At 66.4% G+C, this 14,254-nt stretch carries 16 protein-coding genes; 12 read left to right on the forward strand and 4 right to left on the reverse strand.

The window, feature by feature from the left end; translation table 11 throughout:
• Positions 1–68 precede the first annotated feature (68 nt).
• The 5 genes from KZZ07_RS08715 (at position 69) to KZZ07_RS08735 (ending at position 4,148) form a co-directional block, all read left to right on the forward strand.
• Positions 69–728, forward strand: a complete 660-nt coding sequence (locus KZZ07_RS08715; RefSeq protein WP_219513573.1) for a hypothetical protein — start codon at positions 69–71, stop codon at positions 726–728.
• Between the two features lie 57 nt (positions 729–785).
• Positions 786–1,445: a histidine phosphatase family protein gene (locus KZZ07_RS08720; protein ID WP_219513574.1), complete on the forward strand. Its 660-nt coding sequence runs from the start codon at positions 786–788 to the stop codon at positions 1,443–1,445.
• Between the two features lie 74 nt (positions 1,446–1,519).
• Positions 1,520–2,575, forward strand: coding sequence for a saccharopine dehydrogenase (locus KZZ07_RS08725; protein ID WP_219513575.1), 1,056 nt, complete (start codon positions 1,520–1,522; stop codon positions 2,573–2,575).
• Entirely contained in the window at positions 2,572–3,702 is a 1,131-nt protein-coding gene (locus tag KZZ07_RS08730; protein ID WP_219513576.1) for a saccharopine dehydrogenase C-terminal domain-containing protein, read from the forward strand. The genes KZZ07_RS08725 and KZZ07_RS08730 overlap by 4 nt, the downstream gene beginning before the upstream one ends.
• Positions 3,699–4,148: a hypothetical protein gene (locus KZZ07_RS08735; RefSeq protein ID WP_219513577.1), complete on the forward strand. Its 450-nt coding sequence runs from the start codon at positions 3,699–3,701 to the stop codon at positions 4,146–4,148. The genes KZZ07_RS08730 and KZZ07_RS08735 overlap by 4 nt, the downstream gene beginning before the upstream one ends.
• A 145-nt stretch (positions 4,149–4,293) precedes the next feature.
• On the opposite strand, the gene KZZ07_RS08740 is transcribed toward KZZ07_RS08735, so the two are convergent.
• From KZZ07_RS08740 to KZZ07_RS08750, 3 genes are read right to left on the reverse strand one after another with little or no spacing between them, the layout of a single operon-like run.
• The gene (locus tag KZZ07_RS08740; protein ID WP_219513578.1) at positions 4,294–5,421 is read right to left on the reverse strand and encodes a CaiB/BaiF CoA transferase family protein; all 1,128 of its coding nucleotides are present in this window, start codon (positions 5,419–5,421) and stop codon (positions 4,294–4,296) included.
• The gene (locus tag KZZ07_RS08745; RefSeq protein WP_219513579.1) at positions 5,418–6,092 is read right to left on the reverse strand and encodes a DsbA family protein; all 675 of its coding nucleotides are present in this window, start codon (positions 6,090–6,092) and stop codon (positions 5,418–5,420) included. The genes KZZ07_RS08740 and KZZ07_RS08745 overlap by 4 nt, the downstream gene beginning before the upstream one ends.
• Positions 6,093–6,128: 36 nt before the next feature.
• Positions 6,129–6,641 (reverse strand): DUF721 domain-containing protein, encoded by a 513-nt coding sequence (locus tag KZZ07_RS08750; RefSeq protein ID WP_219513580.1) that lies wholly within the window; start codon positions 6,639–6,641, stop codon positions 6,129–6,131.
• Between the two features lie 94 nt (positions 6,642–6,735).
• Here KZZ07_RS08750 and mutY point away from each other — a divergent pair, with 94 nt between their 5' ends.
• From mutY to KZZ07_RS08765, 3 genes are all read left to right on the forward strand, one after another.
• Positions 6,736–7,782, forward strand: a complete 1,047-nt coding sequence (gene mutY / locus KZZ07_RS08755; RefSeq protein WP_219513581.1) for an A/G-specific adenine glycosylase — start codon at positions 6,736–6,738, stop codon at positions 7,780–7,782.
• Between the two features lie 54 nt (positions 7,783–7,836).
• A complete protein-coding gene (locus tag KZZ07_RS08760) occupies positions 7,837–8,970 on the forward strand; it encodes an alkane 1-monooxygenase (protein WP_219513583.1) in 1,134 nt (377 codons plus the stop codon).
• A 435-nt stretch (positions 8,971–9,405) separates the two neighbouring features.
• On the forward strand, positions 9,406–10,326 hold the full coding sequence (locus KZZ07_RS08765; protein ID WP_219513584.1) for a manganese-dependent inorganic pyrophosphatase: 921 nt from the start codon (positions 9,406–9,408) through the stop codon (positions 10,324–10,326).
• A gap of 109 nt (positions 10,327–10,435) precedes the next feature.
• Here the strand turns inward: KZZ07_RS08765 and sfsA are convergent, their stop codons facing one another.
• Entirely contained in the window at positions 10,436–11,158 is a 723-nt protein-coding gene (gene sfsA, locus KZZ07_RS08770; protein WP_219513585.1) for a DNA/RNA nuclease SfsA, read from the reverse strand.
• 48 nt (positions 11,159–11,206) lie between these two features.
• Here sfsA and KZZ07_RS08775 point away from each other — a divergent pair, with 48 nt between their 5' ends.
• From KZZ07_RS08775 to KZZ07_RS08790, 4 genes are all read left to right on the forward strand, one after another.
• The gene (locus KZZ07_RS08775) at positions 11,207–11,941 is read left to right on the forward strand and encodes a competence/damage-inducible protein A (protein WP_219513586.1); all 735 of its coding nucleotides are present in this window, start codon (positions 11,207–11,209) and stop codon (positions 11,939–11,941) included.
• 84 nt (positions 11,942–12,025) lie between these two features.
• Positions 12,026–12,763, forward strand: a complete 738-nt coding sequence (locus tag KZZ07_RS08780) for a GNAT family N-acetyltransferase (protein ID WP_219513587.1) — start codon at positions 12,026–12,028, stop codon at positions 12,761–12,763.
• A complete protein-coding gene (locus KZZ07_RS08785; protein WP_370631088.1) occupies positions 12,760–13,329 on the forward strand; it encodes a peroxidase-related enzyme in 570 nt (189 codons plus the stop codon). Before KZZ07_RS08780 ends, KZZ07_RS08785 begins: the two co-directional genes overlap by 4 nt.
• Positions 13,301–14,242 carry an OmpA family protein gene (locus tag KZZ07_RS08790; RefSeq protein WP_219513588.1) on the forward strand — a complete coding sequence of 314 codons (942 nt, stop codon included), beginning with the start codon at positions 13,301–13,303 and terminating at the stop codon, positions 14,240–14,242. The genes KZZ07_RS08785 and KZZ07_RS08790 overlap by 29 nt, the downstream gene beginning before the upstream one ends.
• The last annotated feature ends 12 nt before the right edge of the window (positions 14,243–14,254 follow it).

The following is a 14,254-nucleotide window of genomic DNA, read 5'->3' on the forward strand; positions in this document are numbered from 1 at the left end:
CCGCTTTTGGCATCGGCTCTTTTGTGGCTAGAGTGGGACAGGCCAGTCCTTACAGGAGACCCATTGCGATGCTCATGCCCCTTGTCCGCGCCGCTGTTGCAGGCCTGATGATCCTGCCCCTGTCCCGTCCTGCGCAGGCGCTGGACGACACATGCCCCAACCTCATCACCGCCATGATGCAGGGGGGTGCGCTGGACCCGTTCGAACGGCCGCCGCATCGCTTTACCAACACCGTGACCGCCCCGGACGGCACGGTACGCTATGTCTTTCATACCGTCTGGGACACACCGGCACGGTCCATTTCGGGTATCGAGGGCAGCGGTCCCTTCACCCTTGTGATCGACAGCGACAGTTGGACCGGCCCGGGGCCCGACGGCCCCTGGACCGCCGCGCCCAACCAGTTGCCACCGGACCGCGAGGCCTTTCAGCGTAAGCAATTGGCGCAGATGGTGGCCAACCTCTCGCTGGCGTCCTGCGACGGCCCGGTCGACATCGAGGGCAAGACCTACGATCGCTATTCCTATTTCACCAAGACAGACCCGGACGACAACATGGGCGGCGCATGGTTCGGAGCGCTGAACATTGTCTACATCGACGCCGAGACCGAACGTGTCATGCGCTGGGAGATGACGGATTTCGTCAGTTCATTTGCGCCAGAGGTCAACGAAGACCGGCACACCCAGGTTTTCACCTATGACCCGACGATTTCGCTGACCCGTCCCCGGTAGGTCTTTCGCTCCGCTCATACCCGGCGTATCAGCCGGGCAAAACCGCGGAGTTTCTCCATGTCCTTCATCACCCTGGTCCGCCACGGGCAGGCCAATTCCAGCGCCCGGGACGAGGACAGCTATGACCGGCTGAGCGATCTGGGCTGGCAGCAGGCCCGCTGGCTGGGTGGCTATTTCGAGCAGACGGGCGAGAAATTCGCCCGCGTCTACTCTGGCACGCTTCGCCGCCATGTCGAGACGGTCGAGGGGATCTCTCCGGCCAGCCTTGCCGAACCGGTGCAGGACGCACGGCTGAACGAGCTGGCCTATTTCGACATGGCGCAACTGATGGAGACGCAGCACGGCATTGCCATCCCCGGCGACCGCGAGGAATTCATCCTGCACCTGCCGCAACTGTTGACCATGTGGCGCGACGGGGTCCTGGACGGCGCGCCCGAAAGCTGGGCCAGTTTCGAGAGCCGCGTGACCGAAGCCCTGACCGAGATCGCCGGGGGCGAGGGCCGCGCGCTGGTGGTGACCTCGGGCGGGCTGATCGGCATGGCGATGCGGGTCATCATGACGCTGGAGCTGAAGGCGATGGCGCATCTCTGCCTGGCCATCGAGAACAGCTCTCTGCACCGCATCCAGCCGCTGGCGACAGGCCTGGCCATGACCCAGTTCAACGCCCTGCCGCATCTGGACAGCCCCGAACGACAGCACGCCCGCAGCCACCTGTAGGACACGGGCACAGGAAAACCCTTGCACCCCGGCCCGCGCGCAGGTTCTCTGCCCGGCAAACACCAGGACCGAACATGACACATCTGTGGATCCGGGCGGAAAGCCGCCCCAACGAGGAACGCACCGGCATCACCCCCAAGGGTGTCACAGCCCTGCGCGACAAGGGGTTCCGCGTCACCATCGAGGACAGCCCGACCCGCATCCTGCCCATCGACGATTTTGCCGAGGCCGGTGCCAGCATCGTGGCCGAGGGCAGCTGGCCCGAGGCACCGCGCGACGCGATCATATTCGGCCTCAAGGAGCTGCCCGAGGCGGACACGCCCTTGGTGCATCGCCACATCATGTTCGGCCATGCCTACAAGGGGCAGTCGGCGGGGGCGCGGCTGTTGAAACGCTTTGCCGCCGGGGGCGGCGCGCTTTACGACTTGGAATACCTGGTCGATGAAAACGGGCGCCGGGTCGCCGCCTTCGGCTACTGGGCCGGATACGCGGGGGCGGCGGTGTCCCTGCTGGCCTGGGCCGCCCAGGCGGATGGCAAGACCTGCCCCCCGGTCCACACCTGGCGCGATGCGGACATGCTGCAGGACGACCTGCGCGCGGCGCTGGACATCGCCCCCTGCGGCTCGGCTATCGTGATCGGCGCGCTGGGACGTGTCGGCAGCGGCGCACGGGATCTCTGCGCGCAGATGGACGTGCCCGTCACCTGCTGGGACATGGCCGAAACCGCCCACGGCGGTCCCTTTCCCGAAATCCTGGACCACGGGGTCTTTCTGAACTGCATCCTGGCCACCGAGGGCGTGCCGGTCTTTGTCCCGCGCGAGGCGGTCGACACCTCCCGCAGCCTGCGGGTGATCGGCGATATCGCCTGCGATCCCGACAGTCCCTTCAACCCGATCCCGATCTACGACGCGGCGACCAGCTGGGACCATCCCGTGACCCGCGTCTGCGACGCGCCGCCGCTGGACGTGATGGCCATCGACAACCTGCCCTCGCTTCTGCCGCGCGAATCCTCGCTGGACTTCGCCGAACAACTGCTGCCCCACCTGCTGGCGCTGGAGGCCATCGACGCCGGCGTCTGGGGGCGGGCGCATGAAACCTACCTGCAACACAAACCGGAGGAACGCACATGACCATCCATTGGTGCGGCACCGGCCTGTCGGCTGTGCCCGGCTTGCGCCGCCTGATCGAAAAGGGCCACCCCGTGACCGTCTGGAACCGGACAGAGGCCAAGGCCCGCGAGGCGGTCGGCGACCTGACCCAGGACATCCGGGCCTTTGACATCGACACCCTGGGCGCCGCTCTGGAAAAGGGTGACGTGATCGTGTCCATGCTGCCCGGCGACTGGCACGTGCCGCTGGCGGAACTGGCGCTGGAAAAAGGCGCCGATTTCGTCTCGTCCAGCTATATCGCGCCCGAGATGCGCGCCCTGGATGCCAAGGCCAAGGCGGCAGATGCGCGGCTGGTGAACGAGGTTGGCCTGGACCCGGGCATCGACCACCTGATGGCGCATTGGTTGATGGCCGACTATCGCGCCTCCGACGCCTTCGATCCGGAAAACGCGCTGTCCTTCACCTCCTACTGCGGCGGCGTGCCGAAGATCCCCAACGCTTTCCGCTACAAGTTCAGCTGGGCGCCGGTTGGTGTGCTCAAGGCGCTGCGCTCGCCCTCGCGGTCGATCCGGCAGTTTTCCGAGCTGAACGTGAACCGGCCCTGGGACGCGCTGTCGCGCTATGACGCGCCGCTGCCCTCGCCCGAAAGTTTCGAGGTCTATCCGAACCGCGACAGCCTGCCTTTCATGGCGGACTACGGGTTTGAAGAGGACTGGAAGGTCAAGGATTTCGTTCGCGGCACCCTGCGCCTGAACGGCTGGGCCGAGGCCTGGGCCGATATCTTTGCCGAAGCGGGAACCGCAACGGATGCCCGTCTGCAGGAAATCGCGGACAAGCTGCTGGAAGAAAACGCCTATGACGCGGGCGAGCCGGACCGCGTGGTGCTTTGCGTCGCACTGGAGGCCGAGAAGGACGGCGTGCCGGTCTATCACAAGACCTATGTCATGGACGCCTCGGGCGACGAACGCAGTTCCGCGATGGCGCGGCTGGTCTCGATCCCGGTGTCGCTGGCGGTGGAATCGGTGCTGAACCGAGAGATCCCGGCGGGGGTCAGCGCAGCACCGTCGGACCCGAAACTGGTCGAACGCTACATGGGCGCGGTGCAGACCCTGGCCCAGCACCTGGACGTGGTGGATCACCTGGCATGAAACGTCTCGCCCTGATCGCGGCCCTGTTCGCGGGTCCGGCCTGGGCGGGCGATGTCTGTCACGACATCGACGCCTCGCAGGGCTGGCAGGTGGCCGATTTCCCTGTGGGACGGGTTCAGGACGTGCGCTCCACCGGCTTTTGGTCGGTGGAACCGGGACTGACCCCGGCGGGCACACAGGGCCACGGCGGGCCAGAGGCCAAGGCCCTGGCCGCACGCCCCGAGGCGCGCCCGCTGGTCAGCGCGCGGCATGGCGCGTTGCTGGTCCGTTTCGAGCTGGCCGGCGCCGCGCAGGAAATGGACTGGGCGCGGTTTCACGGCGCGATCCAGCAGGCAGGGACCTTCAACATGAACGTCGACAGTATCGCCTTTCGCATCAACGAGGGCGACGCGGAGCTGGCCGACAATGACGGCGCGCTCACCGTCTGTTTCCGCTACATCGACTAACCGTCTGCCACCCGGCGCGCGCCCTCCGATGCGCGCCAAGGCCCCTGCTTCTTTGGGCCCGAAATATCTCTGGGGGTGAATGCGCGGGACGCGCAGAGGGGGCAAAGCCCCCCTGCCCCGCCCTCCACCGGCGCGGTGGGGCAGGTCAGGTGCCCGCATCCCCCAGCTTTGGCGCCGGGCGTTCCAGAACAAGGTCCGCGTCCGAGAACCGGAAGGGCGCGCGCACGCCAGGCACGCCCTCGGGCGCGATCTGCAATCCGCGCGCGACGATCTGCGGATCGGCAAAGACCTCTGCCATGTCGTTGATCGGCCCTGCGGGCACGCCCTGCGCCTCGCAGGCGGCCAACAGATCGTCCCGCGTGCGCTGACGTGTGGCCGCCATCAGGCGGTCGATCATCACCTCGCGATTGGCGACACGGTCGGCGTTGCTGGCGAATTCCGGCGCTTCGGCCATGTCCTCCAGCCCCAGCAGGCGGCAGAGCCGCTGGTACTGCGCGTCGTTGCCGGTGGCGATGATGATATGGCCATCCGAGCAATCGAAGACCTGGTAGGGCGTCAGGTTGGGATGGTAGTTGCCCGTACGCCCCGGCGGTGTGCCGGTGCTGAGGTAGTTCAGCGCCTGGTTGGCCATCGCCGAAACCGCGCAGTCCAACAGCGCCATGTCGACGTGCTGCCCCTTGCCGGTGCGTTCCCGCTGATGCAGGGCGGCGAGGATGCCGGACACCGAGTAGAGCCCGGTAAACAGGTCGGTGATCGCCACGCCCGCGCGTTGCGGCTGGCCATCGGGGTCGCCGGTGATCGACATGAAGCCCGACATGCCCTGGATGATATAGTCATAGCCCGCGCGATGCGCGTAGGGACCGTCCTGACCGAAGCCGGTGATCGAGCAGTAGATCAGCCGCGGGTTGACCGCGCTGAGGCTGGCATAGTCCATGCCGTATTTCGCCAGCCCGCCGACCTTGAAATTCTCGATCAGGATGTCGGCCTCTGCCACCAGGTCGCGCATGCGCGCCTGACCCTCGGCGCTGGTCAGGTCGACCACCTCCGAACGTTTGCCGCGGTTGCAGGAATGGAAATAGGCGGCCGAGGTGTCGCCTTCACGCTCGATAAAGGGCGGGCCCCAATTGCGCGTATCGTCGCCCTGCGGCGCCTCGATCTTGATGACCTCGGCCCCCAGATCAGCCAGCGTCTGGCCAGCCCAGGGGCCGGCCAGGATGCGTGCCAGTTCAATGACCCTGACCCCTTCGAGAGGGCCGCGTGGTGCCGATGTCATTCGCCCAGCTTGTCGTCCAGGATCTCGGCGAACTCGTCGTAGCTCATGTTCGTGTACTTCTTGCCGTCGATCACAAAGCTGGGGGTCGAGTTGATGCCATGTTCAGAAGCGTTTTTCTGGAACCAGGCCACCAGGGTGGCGATCTTGTCGGTATCGTTCAGGCAGGCCTCGATCTGGTCGCCCTCCATGCCGGCCAGGCGGCCAATCTTGCGCAACTCGTCGACCACGGCGGCCTCGGAGCCCTTACGCGCCCAGTCCTGCTGGCCCTTGTAGATCAGGTCGGTGATGCCAAAGAATTTCTCTTCGCCGCCGCAGCGGGCGATCAGCGACGCCCAGACACCGACCTTGTCGAAATAGACCTCGCGGTAGGTGAATTTCACCTTGCCGGTGTCGATATAGTTCTCTTCCAGCTTGGGGATCAGGTTGGCATGGGCCGACGCACAATGCGGGCAGGTGTAGGAGGCGTATTCGATCACCTCGATCGGTGCATCCGCATCTCCCTTGACCATCTCGATGACGGTCGATGTGTCCACATCCGGTGTCTGTGCCTGGGCGGCGCCGGGCAGGCGCACATCCGCCGCCCCTGTCTGTCCGGACCCCTGGGTCATGTACCACGCGCCACCGGCGATCATTGCCAGCGCCACGGCGCCCGCGGGAAGAATGGATTTCATGTCGTAAGCCTCTTTCCTGTCGGTCCTGGGGCCAGGTCAGTCCCGGCCCGTCCTCGATATGACGTTTGCGGCCAGACGTTCAAGCGCCGCGCGCAAATCCGCGTCGCCCACATCCTCGGCCACGGCGCGGGCCCGGGCCTGAACCTCGGGCGTGGGCATGGCCCCCGCACTGTCCTTTTTCCGGTACTGGAAATCGACCTGCCCTTCGGCAAAGCCGACTGCGGCGGTCTGCGTCACCCGCACCCGGGAAATGGCGTTGTAGCCATAGACCGCATTGATCCGCGCGCGGATTTCCTCCTTGCGCATCTCGACCATCGGGGCGCGTGCTCCGGTGGTCAGCAGGGTCAGCGTGCCGCCGAATCCCCCCTTGGAATAGCTGACCTCGACGGGGCGGGCGATCCCGGCCAGATCGGCGCCGGCGATCTCCTCCCAGTGGGTCAGCACGCGGGTCTGGGCGAATCCCCGCCCTTCCGCCGCCTGGCGGATGCGCCCCTGCAAAAGCTTGGAGGCGCTTGAAAACCCGTATGTGGTGGTCTTGCGTCCGGCCACGTTTGACTCCCTTTACCGCGCGCTATTCTAGTGGCACGGCAGGGCGGCGCCAGCCCCCTTCCCACACGGAGTTTCACCCTTGCGTGATGAACCCATGCCCAGACCCGACCCGCAGGCGTTGCTTGACTGGTACGACCGCCACGCGCGCGCCCTGCCCTGGCGCGTCGGCCCCGCCGCGCGCCTGCGCGGGGAGCGCCCCGATCCCTACCGCGTCTGGCTGTCCGAGATCATGCTGCAACAGACAACCGTGGCGGCGGTGCGCGACTACTTCCATGCCTTCACGACGCGATGGCCAACGGTGCAGACCCTGGCCGCGGCGGCGGATGCGGATGTCATGGCCGCCTGGGCGGGGCTCGGGTATTACGCCCGCGCCCGCAACCTGCTGAAATGCGCCCGGGTGGTGGCGGATGACCACGGCGGTCAGTTCCCCGAGGATCACGCCACGCTGCTGACCCTGCCCGGTGTCGGTCCCTATACCGCCGCCGCCATCGCCGCGATTGCCTTTGACGATCCACAGACCGTGGTGGACGGCAACGTGGAACGCGTCATGGCCCGGCTCTTCGACGAACACACCCCCCTGCCCGCCGCCAAGCCGATCCTGACCGAACATGCCGCCCGGCTGACCCCGCACCAGCGTCCGGGATGTTTCGCCCAAGGGGTCATGGACCTGGGCGCCACGATCTGCACACCCAAACGCCCCGCCTGCGGGCTCTGCCCCTGGCGAACATCTTGCACCGCCTGGGCAGAAGGAACCACCACCGAGCTGCCAAAGAAGGCGCCCAAGAAGCGCAAACCCACCCGCCTGGGCATCGCCTACCTGGCGCGCCGGATCGACGGCGCCTGGCTGCTGGAACGCCGCCCGGACAAGGGATTGCTGGGGGGGATGCTGGGCTGGCCCGGTTCGGACTGGGGCGAAGAGGCGCCACAGGACACTCCCCCGATCCGCGCCGAATGGAAGACATTGAACGCCGAGGCGCGTCACACCTTCACCCATTTTCACCTGCGCCTGACGATCAAGACCGCCCTCGTGCCGCTGGACCGGCGGCCATATCGCGGAGAATTCATCGAATTGCCCGATTTTAGCCCCGCCGATCTGCCAACGGTGATGCGCAAGGCCTTTGACCTTGCGCAAGGACAGTGATCGCCCGCGCGTGGCAAAGCGGGCTTAATCGGTGAGAGCAACCGGAGCAGTGATATGATCCCCGCCGCACAGGTCGCGAAATTCTCGGCCGCGCTGCCCTTCGGCCTGTCTTTCATCCTGGTCCCGCTGGTCTGGACCGGGGCCGTCCTTGGCGGTTGGTGGATTGCCCTGACGCCGCTTTGTGCGTGGTACCTGTTCTCTGCCATCGACATTGCCGTGGGGCTGAACACGGAGAACGCCGACCTCGAGACGAGCGAGGATCAGCTTTTCTGGTACCGCGTCCTGACACAGGTCTGGGTGCCGCTGCAGGCGCTGACGCTCTTCGGCCTCGTGGCCTATGTCAGCGGCGCCGGACATCTGAACGCGCTGGAGAAATTCGGCGTCATGTTCGGCACAGGCGTGATGACGGGCACGGTGGGCATCGTCTACGCGCATGAACTGCTGCACCAGCGCAACCGGCTGGAACGCTGGCTGGGGGATATCCTGCTGGCGATGGTGCTCTACTCGCATTTCCGCTCGGAACACCTGCTGGTGCATCACCGTTACGTCGGCACGCCGCGCGACCCGGTGACGGCGCGGTACAACGAGGGGTTCCACAAGTTCTATCCCCGCGTGCTGCGGCAAAGCCTGCATTCGTCGTTCCAGGCCGAGGCGGCGATGCTGGCGCGCAGGAAACTGCCCTGGAATCACCGCTCCAACCCCTTCTGGCGCTACTGGGCGCTGCAGGGCGCGATGCTGGCGCTGGCGCTGGTGCTGGGCGGCTGGACCGGGCTGGTCCTCTTCCTGGTGCAGGCGGGCGTGGCCATCTGGCAGCTGGAGGTGGTCAACTACGTCGAACACTACGGGTTGACGCGCAAACACCTGGGAGACGGGAAATACGAACACGTCCTGCCACGCCATTCCTGGAACGCGGAACACCGGGCGACCAACTGGCTGATGATCAACCTGCAACGCCATTCCGACCACCACTACAAGCCCGACCGGCGTTTTCCCCTGCTGCAGACCTACCCCGAGGACGAGGCGCCGCAACTGCCCTACGGCTACCCGGTCATGGCCATCGCGGCGATGATCCCGCCGCTCTGGCGCCGGATCATGAACCCGAGGGTGCGAGCCTGGCGACGGCAGTACTACCCCGAGATCGAGAATTGGCAGCCCTACAACAAGGCCGCAAACCCCCTGCCGCGCTGAACCGCGCGCCGCCTCCACCTGGCCCAAGCCTGTTTCCCGGAGCCCTCCCTCGCTTGATGCCGAAAAGAGGTGAAGGACCGGGCGGGGCAAGGGGGCGCAGCCCCGCGCTTTGCGCGGCTTGCCCTTGCCCCGCCCGGGTCTTTGCCTCAGGCAGAAAGTCAGCGAGGGAGGGCTCCGGGAAACAGGCGCGGCTTGATTGCTGGTGACTCCTGAAGCCATGCCGCACTTGCCGTCCTTTCCAGAAGCCGGAGCGATGCGCCCGGTCGCGGGTTGGCGGGCGGGCGATGGGCCCAAGGGGGCCCGAGTCCCGACCGGCCCCGCGATCCTTGCAAAGCGAACCGGTTCCCAAGGTCGCACCCGCCGGCGGCGGGGTGACATCTCGCCGCGACGCGGCTATGAGGCGGCCAAATCGACATCTCAGCCAAGAGGATTCCCATGACCACGCAGGTTTTCGGCCACAAGTCCCCCGACACCGACAGCACCGGCAGCCCGATCATCTGGGCCTGGTATCTCAACGAAGTCAAAGGCGAGGCCGCCAAGCCGGTCCTCCTGGGCGAGCCCAACACCGAGGCCGCCTTCATGCTGAGCCACTGGAACCTCGACAAGCCCGAGATCATCTCGGACGTCGCCGCCGATGCGCCTGTTGTCATCGTCGACACCAACAACCCCGCGGAACTGCCCGCCTCGATCAACTCGGCCGACATCCGCGCCATCATCGACCACCACAAGCTGGTCGGCGGCCTGGAAACCAAGGGCCCGATCGACATCACCGTGCGCCCGCTGGCCTGCACCGCTACCATCATGGTCGACCTGATGGGCGACGATGCCGCGAAGATGCCGAAAGAGATCAAGGGCGCGGCGCTGACCTGCATCCTCTCGGACACGATGGAATTCCGCTCGCCCACCACCACCGACCATGACCGCGCCGTGGCCCAGAAGCTGGCCGCTGACCTGGGCATCGATGTCTCCGACTATGCCGCGCAGATGTTCGCCGCCAAGTCCGACGTCTCGTCCTTCTCCGATGCCGAGCTGATCCGCATGGACAGCAAGGAATATGAGGTCGACGGCGTGAAATTCCGTGTCTCGGTCCTGGAAACCACCGCGCCCGAGATCCCGCTGGACCGCAAGGCCAGCCTGATGGACACCATGAAGACCGTCTGCGCCGAAGACGGCGTCGATGACGTTCTGCTGTTTGTCGTGGACATCCTCAAGGAAGAAGCCACCCTGCTGATCCCCAACGACCGCGTGAAGGGCGTGGCCGAGAAGAGCTTTGGCGCCAGCGTCTCGGGCGACAGCGTTGTCCTGCCGGGCATCATGAGCCGCAAGAAGCAGATCATCCCGAACCTCAAGGTCTGAGGGCGGGCGCCCCTTGCGGGCGGTCAGGATCGAAACATTGGACGGGGGCCTGCGCCCCCGTTCCTTTTTTCAGGGTGGGGGCTCTGCCCCCACACCCCCGGAGGTATTTTCAGCCCAAAGAAACACGGGGCATCGTGAAGGGCAGAGGCGCGCCGAGCGTGATGCCCTCGGGTGATATCCCGCATCCCAGGGCGAGCACCTCGACCCCCGCATCACGCGCGCGCGCGAATGCCGCCGCATAGGCCGGGTCGATGTCTGCCGCCAGGGTGACCTGGGTGCAATCGCTGCGCTGGACGAGGTAGAGCATCACCGCGCGGTGCCCCAGCGCCGCCATTGCCGCCAGTTCACCAAGGTGCTTCGTGCCGCGCGCCGTCACGCTGTCGGGAAACTCGGCAGGGCCGTGCGTCCGCGAGAGTGTCACGGATTTCACCTCGACGTAGCAATCGGGGCGATCCGCGCCGGTCAGCAGAAAGTCGATGCGGCTGTTTTCACCGTATTTCACCTCGGGCCGGACAAGGTCGTAGCCGTCCAGCCCCGCGACCTCGCCCGCCATCAGCGCGGCCTTCAGCACACGGTTCGGCACGCCCGTGTCGACGCCCGTAAAATGCCCGTCCGTGTGTTCGACCAACCGCCAGGCCCATTTCAGTTTCTTCTTCGGGTCGTCGTTGGGTTCCAGCCAGATGCGCAGGCCCTCGTCCTTGAGCCCCAGCATGCTGCCGGGGTTGGCGACATGGGCCGTCACCTCGCGACCATCCTCCAGCAGGCAGTCGGCGAGAAAGCGTTTGTAGCGGCGGATCAGGGTCGCGGGGACCAAGGGGGTTTGAAAGCGCATGGCTGCCGCCTATACCCTCTGGAAATCCCCACGCCAAGGAGCCTGCCCATGTCCAATCCCACCGCCGCCATGCTGGTCATCGGGGACGAGATCCTGTCGGGCCGCACCCGTGACGCCAACATGCACTACCTGGCGCAGGAATTCGCCAAGCACGGCATCGACCTGAAAGAAGTGCGCATCGTCTCGGACGACAGCGCGGCGATCGTTGCGGCGTTGAACGCCCTGCGCGACGGGTTCGACCATGTGGTGACCTCGGGCGGGATCGGGCCGACCCACGACGATATCACCGCTCCCTGCGTGGCCGAGGCCTTCGGCGTGGCGATCAGCGTGCGTGACGATGCCCGCGCGATCCTGCAGGCACATTACGACCGGCAGGGATCGGAGCTGAACGAGGCGCGGCTGCGCATGGCGCGCATCCCCGATGGCGCCAGCCTGATCGAGAACCCGGTTTCTGCGGCGCCTGGGTTCACGCTTGGCAATGTGCATGTCATGGCGGGTGTGCCGGCGGTGTTCCAGGCGATGGTGTCCAGCGTGCTGCCCAAGATGACCGGGGGCCAGCCCCTGCTGTCCCAGACCCTGCGGATCGAACGCGGCGAAGGCGACATCGCCGGGCCGCTGAGCGCCCTGGCAGAGCGGTTCACCGACCTCTCCATCGGGTCCTACCCCTACCAGCGCAATGGCGTCTACGGCGCCAACGTGGTGATCCGGGGCACCGATGGCGGACGGATCGACGCGGCCATGTCGGAACTGAGCACGCTTTTCCCCGAGGCGGTCACGCAGTAGGCCGTGCGAAAGGCGCGCACGCCGCATGGACAGCCCCCAATGCAGCGGCCATAACGGGACAAACCTCAATTTCGGGCCGTGGCAATGACCGACGACCTTTCCGATTACTTCGAGGCACTTGATGCCACCTGGCCCGCCGCCTCACGGGTCGAGGCCGGGCCGTGGCTGCTGCGCGAGGGGCGCGGCGGCGGCAAGCGTGTCTCGGCTGCGACGGCGCATGGCACATGGGACGAGGGCGACCTCTCCGCCGCTGAAGATGCCATGCGTCTCATGGGTCAGGCGCCCCTGTTCATGGTCCGCCCCGAGGATGCCGCGCTGGACACGGCGCTGGATCGCCGTGGCTATGAGCGGATCGACCCGGTGCAGCTGTGGTCGGCGCCGATCGAGCTTTTGACCGACCTCAAGCTGCCGCGCGTCACCGCCTTTGCGATCTGGGAACCGCTGGCCATCATGCGCGAAATCTGGGAGGCGGGCGACATCGGCGCCGAACGCCAGCGGGTGATGGAGCGGGCCCCTGCCCCCAAGACCGGACTGTTCGGACGCGTTTCGGACAAGCCCGCAGGCGCCGGCTTTTGCGCGATCCATAACGGCACCGCGATGGTGCATGCGCTGGAAATTGCGCCCGAGCACCGACAGAAGGGGCTGGGCGGCTGGATGATGCGCTGTGCCGCGCTCTGGGCCGCGCAGAATGGGGCGACCCGCATCGCCGTGGCCGCAACCGAAGAGAACACCGGCGCAAATGCGCTTTATGCCGCCTTGAAGATGGAGGTCGTGGGGCACTACCATTACCGCATCCTGAACGGCGACTGCGAGGAAATGTGACCAACGCCCTGCCCACCGCGCTCAACCTGCCCATGGTCGACCCCCTGCCGGAGGCCACGCAGAAATACTTTGACGTCTGCCAGGACAAGCTGGGCATGGTGCCCAATGTCCTCAGGGCCTATGCCTTCGACGTCGACAAGCTCAATGTCTTCACCGCCATGTACAACGACCTGATGCTGGCGGACAGCGGGCTGACCAAGCTGGAACGCGAGATGATCGCGGTTGTCGTCTCCTCGGTGAACAAGTGCTTTTACTGCCTGACCGCGCATGGCGCCGCCGTGCGAGAGCTGTCGGGCGATCCCAAGCTGGGCGAGATGCTGGTGATGAACTGGCGGGTGGCGGATCTGAACCACCGCCAGCGCGCCATGCTGGGGTTTGCCGAGAAGATGACCAAGGCCAGCGCCGAAATCGCCGAATGGGACCGCGAAGCCCTGCGCGACGCGGGCTTTTCGGAGCGTGACATCTGGGACATCGCCAATGTGGCGGGGTTCTTCAACATGACCAACCGGGTTGCCAGCGCCACAGACATGCGTCCGAATGACGAGTACCACGCGCAGGCGCGCTAAGGCGCTGGCACTGGGCCTGGTGCTGGTGGCGGGCAGTGCGGCGGCGGCCGACCTGACCTTGCCGCGCGGCGCGCAGCAAAGCTTTGGCACCGTGCAATCGCCCGGGGCCTATGCCTTGCCGACCGGCCCGTGGAAAAACGGCTACCTGCCCGTGGAACGGGTCGAGGGCCGGATCGAGGTGGCCGCCTGGCACCTGCCCGACAACGACGAGACGCCCTTTCAACTGGCACAGCCGCTGCGCGACGCCCTGGTCGCGCAGGGGTTCGACATCCTGCTGGACTGCCGGGCGCGGGCCTGTGGCGGCTTCGACTTCCGTTTTGCGACGCTGGTTCTGCCGGCGCCGGAAATGTTCGTGGACCTGAGCGACTATCATTTCATTTCCGCGCTTTCGGACGAGGAAGGCGCGGTCTCGATCCTGACCAGCCGCGATGCCCGCGCAGGGTACATCCAGATCATCCGCGCCGGCGGCAGCGTCGGCGAGATACGGCCCGGCGCCCCGGCAGATCCGGTGCCCGCCGTGCCCGCGCAGCCGCGCGACGACATCATCCGGACGTTGGAGAACAGCGGCCATGTGATCCTGCGGGACCTTCTGTTTCGCTCTGGCTCCACCGCCCTGGGAGAGGGGCGCATCGCCTCGCTGGATGCCCTCGCGGCCTACCTTGCGGACAATCCCTCGCGGCAGATCCTCTTTGTCGGGCATACGGATGCGACCGGGTCGCTGGAGGCGAACAGGCGGGTGTCCCTGCGCAGGGCCGAGGCGGCGATGAGCTATCTGCGCGACCGGCACGGCACACGGGCGGCACAGATCGGCGCAGAGGGTGTGGGATACCTGGCCCCGGTCGCGTCGAACCTCACGCCCGAAGGGCGCGAGGCGAACCGCCGGGTCGAGGCGGTGCTGATCTCGACCGAGTGACAGCCCGCGGGC

It is taken from the genome of Mameliella sp. CS4 (genome assembly GCF_019392335.1).
Lineage (GTDB): Bacteria > Pseudomonadota > Alphaproteobacteria > Rhodobacterales > Rhodobacteraceae > Antarctobacter.

What these genes read in the sequence shown, in the direction of transcription:
- KZZ07_RS08730 (WP_219513576.1), top strand. Translation starts at nt 2,572, where the DNA reads ATGACCATCCATTGGTGCGGCACCGGCCTGTCGGCTGTGCCCGGCTTG.
- KZZ07_RS08720 (WP_219513574.1), top strand. Translation starts at nt 786, where the DNA reads ATGTCCTTCATCACCCTGGTCCGCCACGGGCAGGCCAATTCCAGCGCC.
- KZZ07_RS08715 (WP_219513573.1), top strand. Translation starts at nt 69, where the DNA reads ATGCTCATGCCCCTTGTCCGCGCCGCTGTTGCAGGCCTGATGATCCTG.
- mutY (WP_219513581.1), top strand. Translation starts at nt 6,736, where the DNA reads ATGCCCAGACCCGACCCGCAGGCGTTGCTTGACTGGTACGACCGCCAC.
- KZZ07_RS08735 (WP_219513577.1), top strand. Translation starts at nt 3,699, where the DNA reads ATGAAACGTCTCGCCCTGATCGCGGCCCTGTTCGCGGGTCCGGCCTGG.
- KZZ07_RS08725 (WP_219513575.1), top strand. Translation starts at nt 1,520, where the DNA reads ATGACACATCTGTGGATCCGGGCGGAAAGCCGCCCCAACGAGGAACGC.
- KZZ07_RS08790 (WP_219513588.1), top strand. Translation starts at nt 13,301, where the DNA reads ATGACGAGTACCACGCGCAGGCGCGCTAAGGCGCTGGCACTGGGCCTG.
- KZZ07_RS08775 (WP_219513586.1), top strand. Translation starts at nt 11,207, where the DNA reads ATGTCCAATCCCACCGCCGCCATGCTGGTCATCGGGGACGAGATCCTG.
- KZZ07_RS08780 (WP_219513587.1), top strand. Translation starts at nt 12,026, where the DNA reads ATGACCGACGACCTTTCCGATTACTTCGAGGCACTTGATGCCACCTGG.
- KZZ07_RS08765 (WP_219513584.1), top strand. Translation starts at nt 9,406, where the DNA reads ATGACCACGCAGGTTTTCGGCCACAAGTCCCCCGACACCGACAGCACC.
- KZZ07_RS08745 (WP_219513579.1), bottom strand. Translation starts at nt 6,092, where the DNA reads ATGAAATCCATTCTTCCCGCGGGCGCCGTGGCGCTGGCAATGATCGCC.
- KZZ07_RS08740 (WP_219513578.1), bottom strand. Translation starts at nt 5,421, where the DNA reads ATGACATCGGCACCACGCGGCCCTCTCGAAGGGGTCAGGGTCATTGAA.
- KZZ07_RS08760 (WP_219513583.1), top strand. Translation starts at nt 7,837, where the DNA reads ATGATCCCCGCCGCACAGGTCGCGAAATTCTCGGCCGCGCTGCCCTTC.
- sfsA (WP_219513585.1), bottom strand. Translation starts at nt 11,158, where the DNA reads ATGCGCTTTCAAACCCCCTTGGTCCCCGCGACCCTGATCCGCCGCTAC.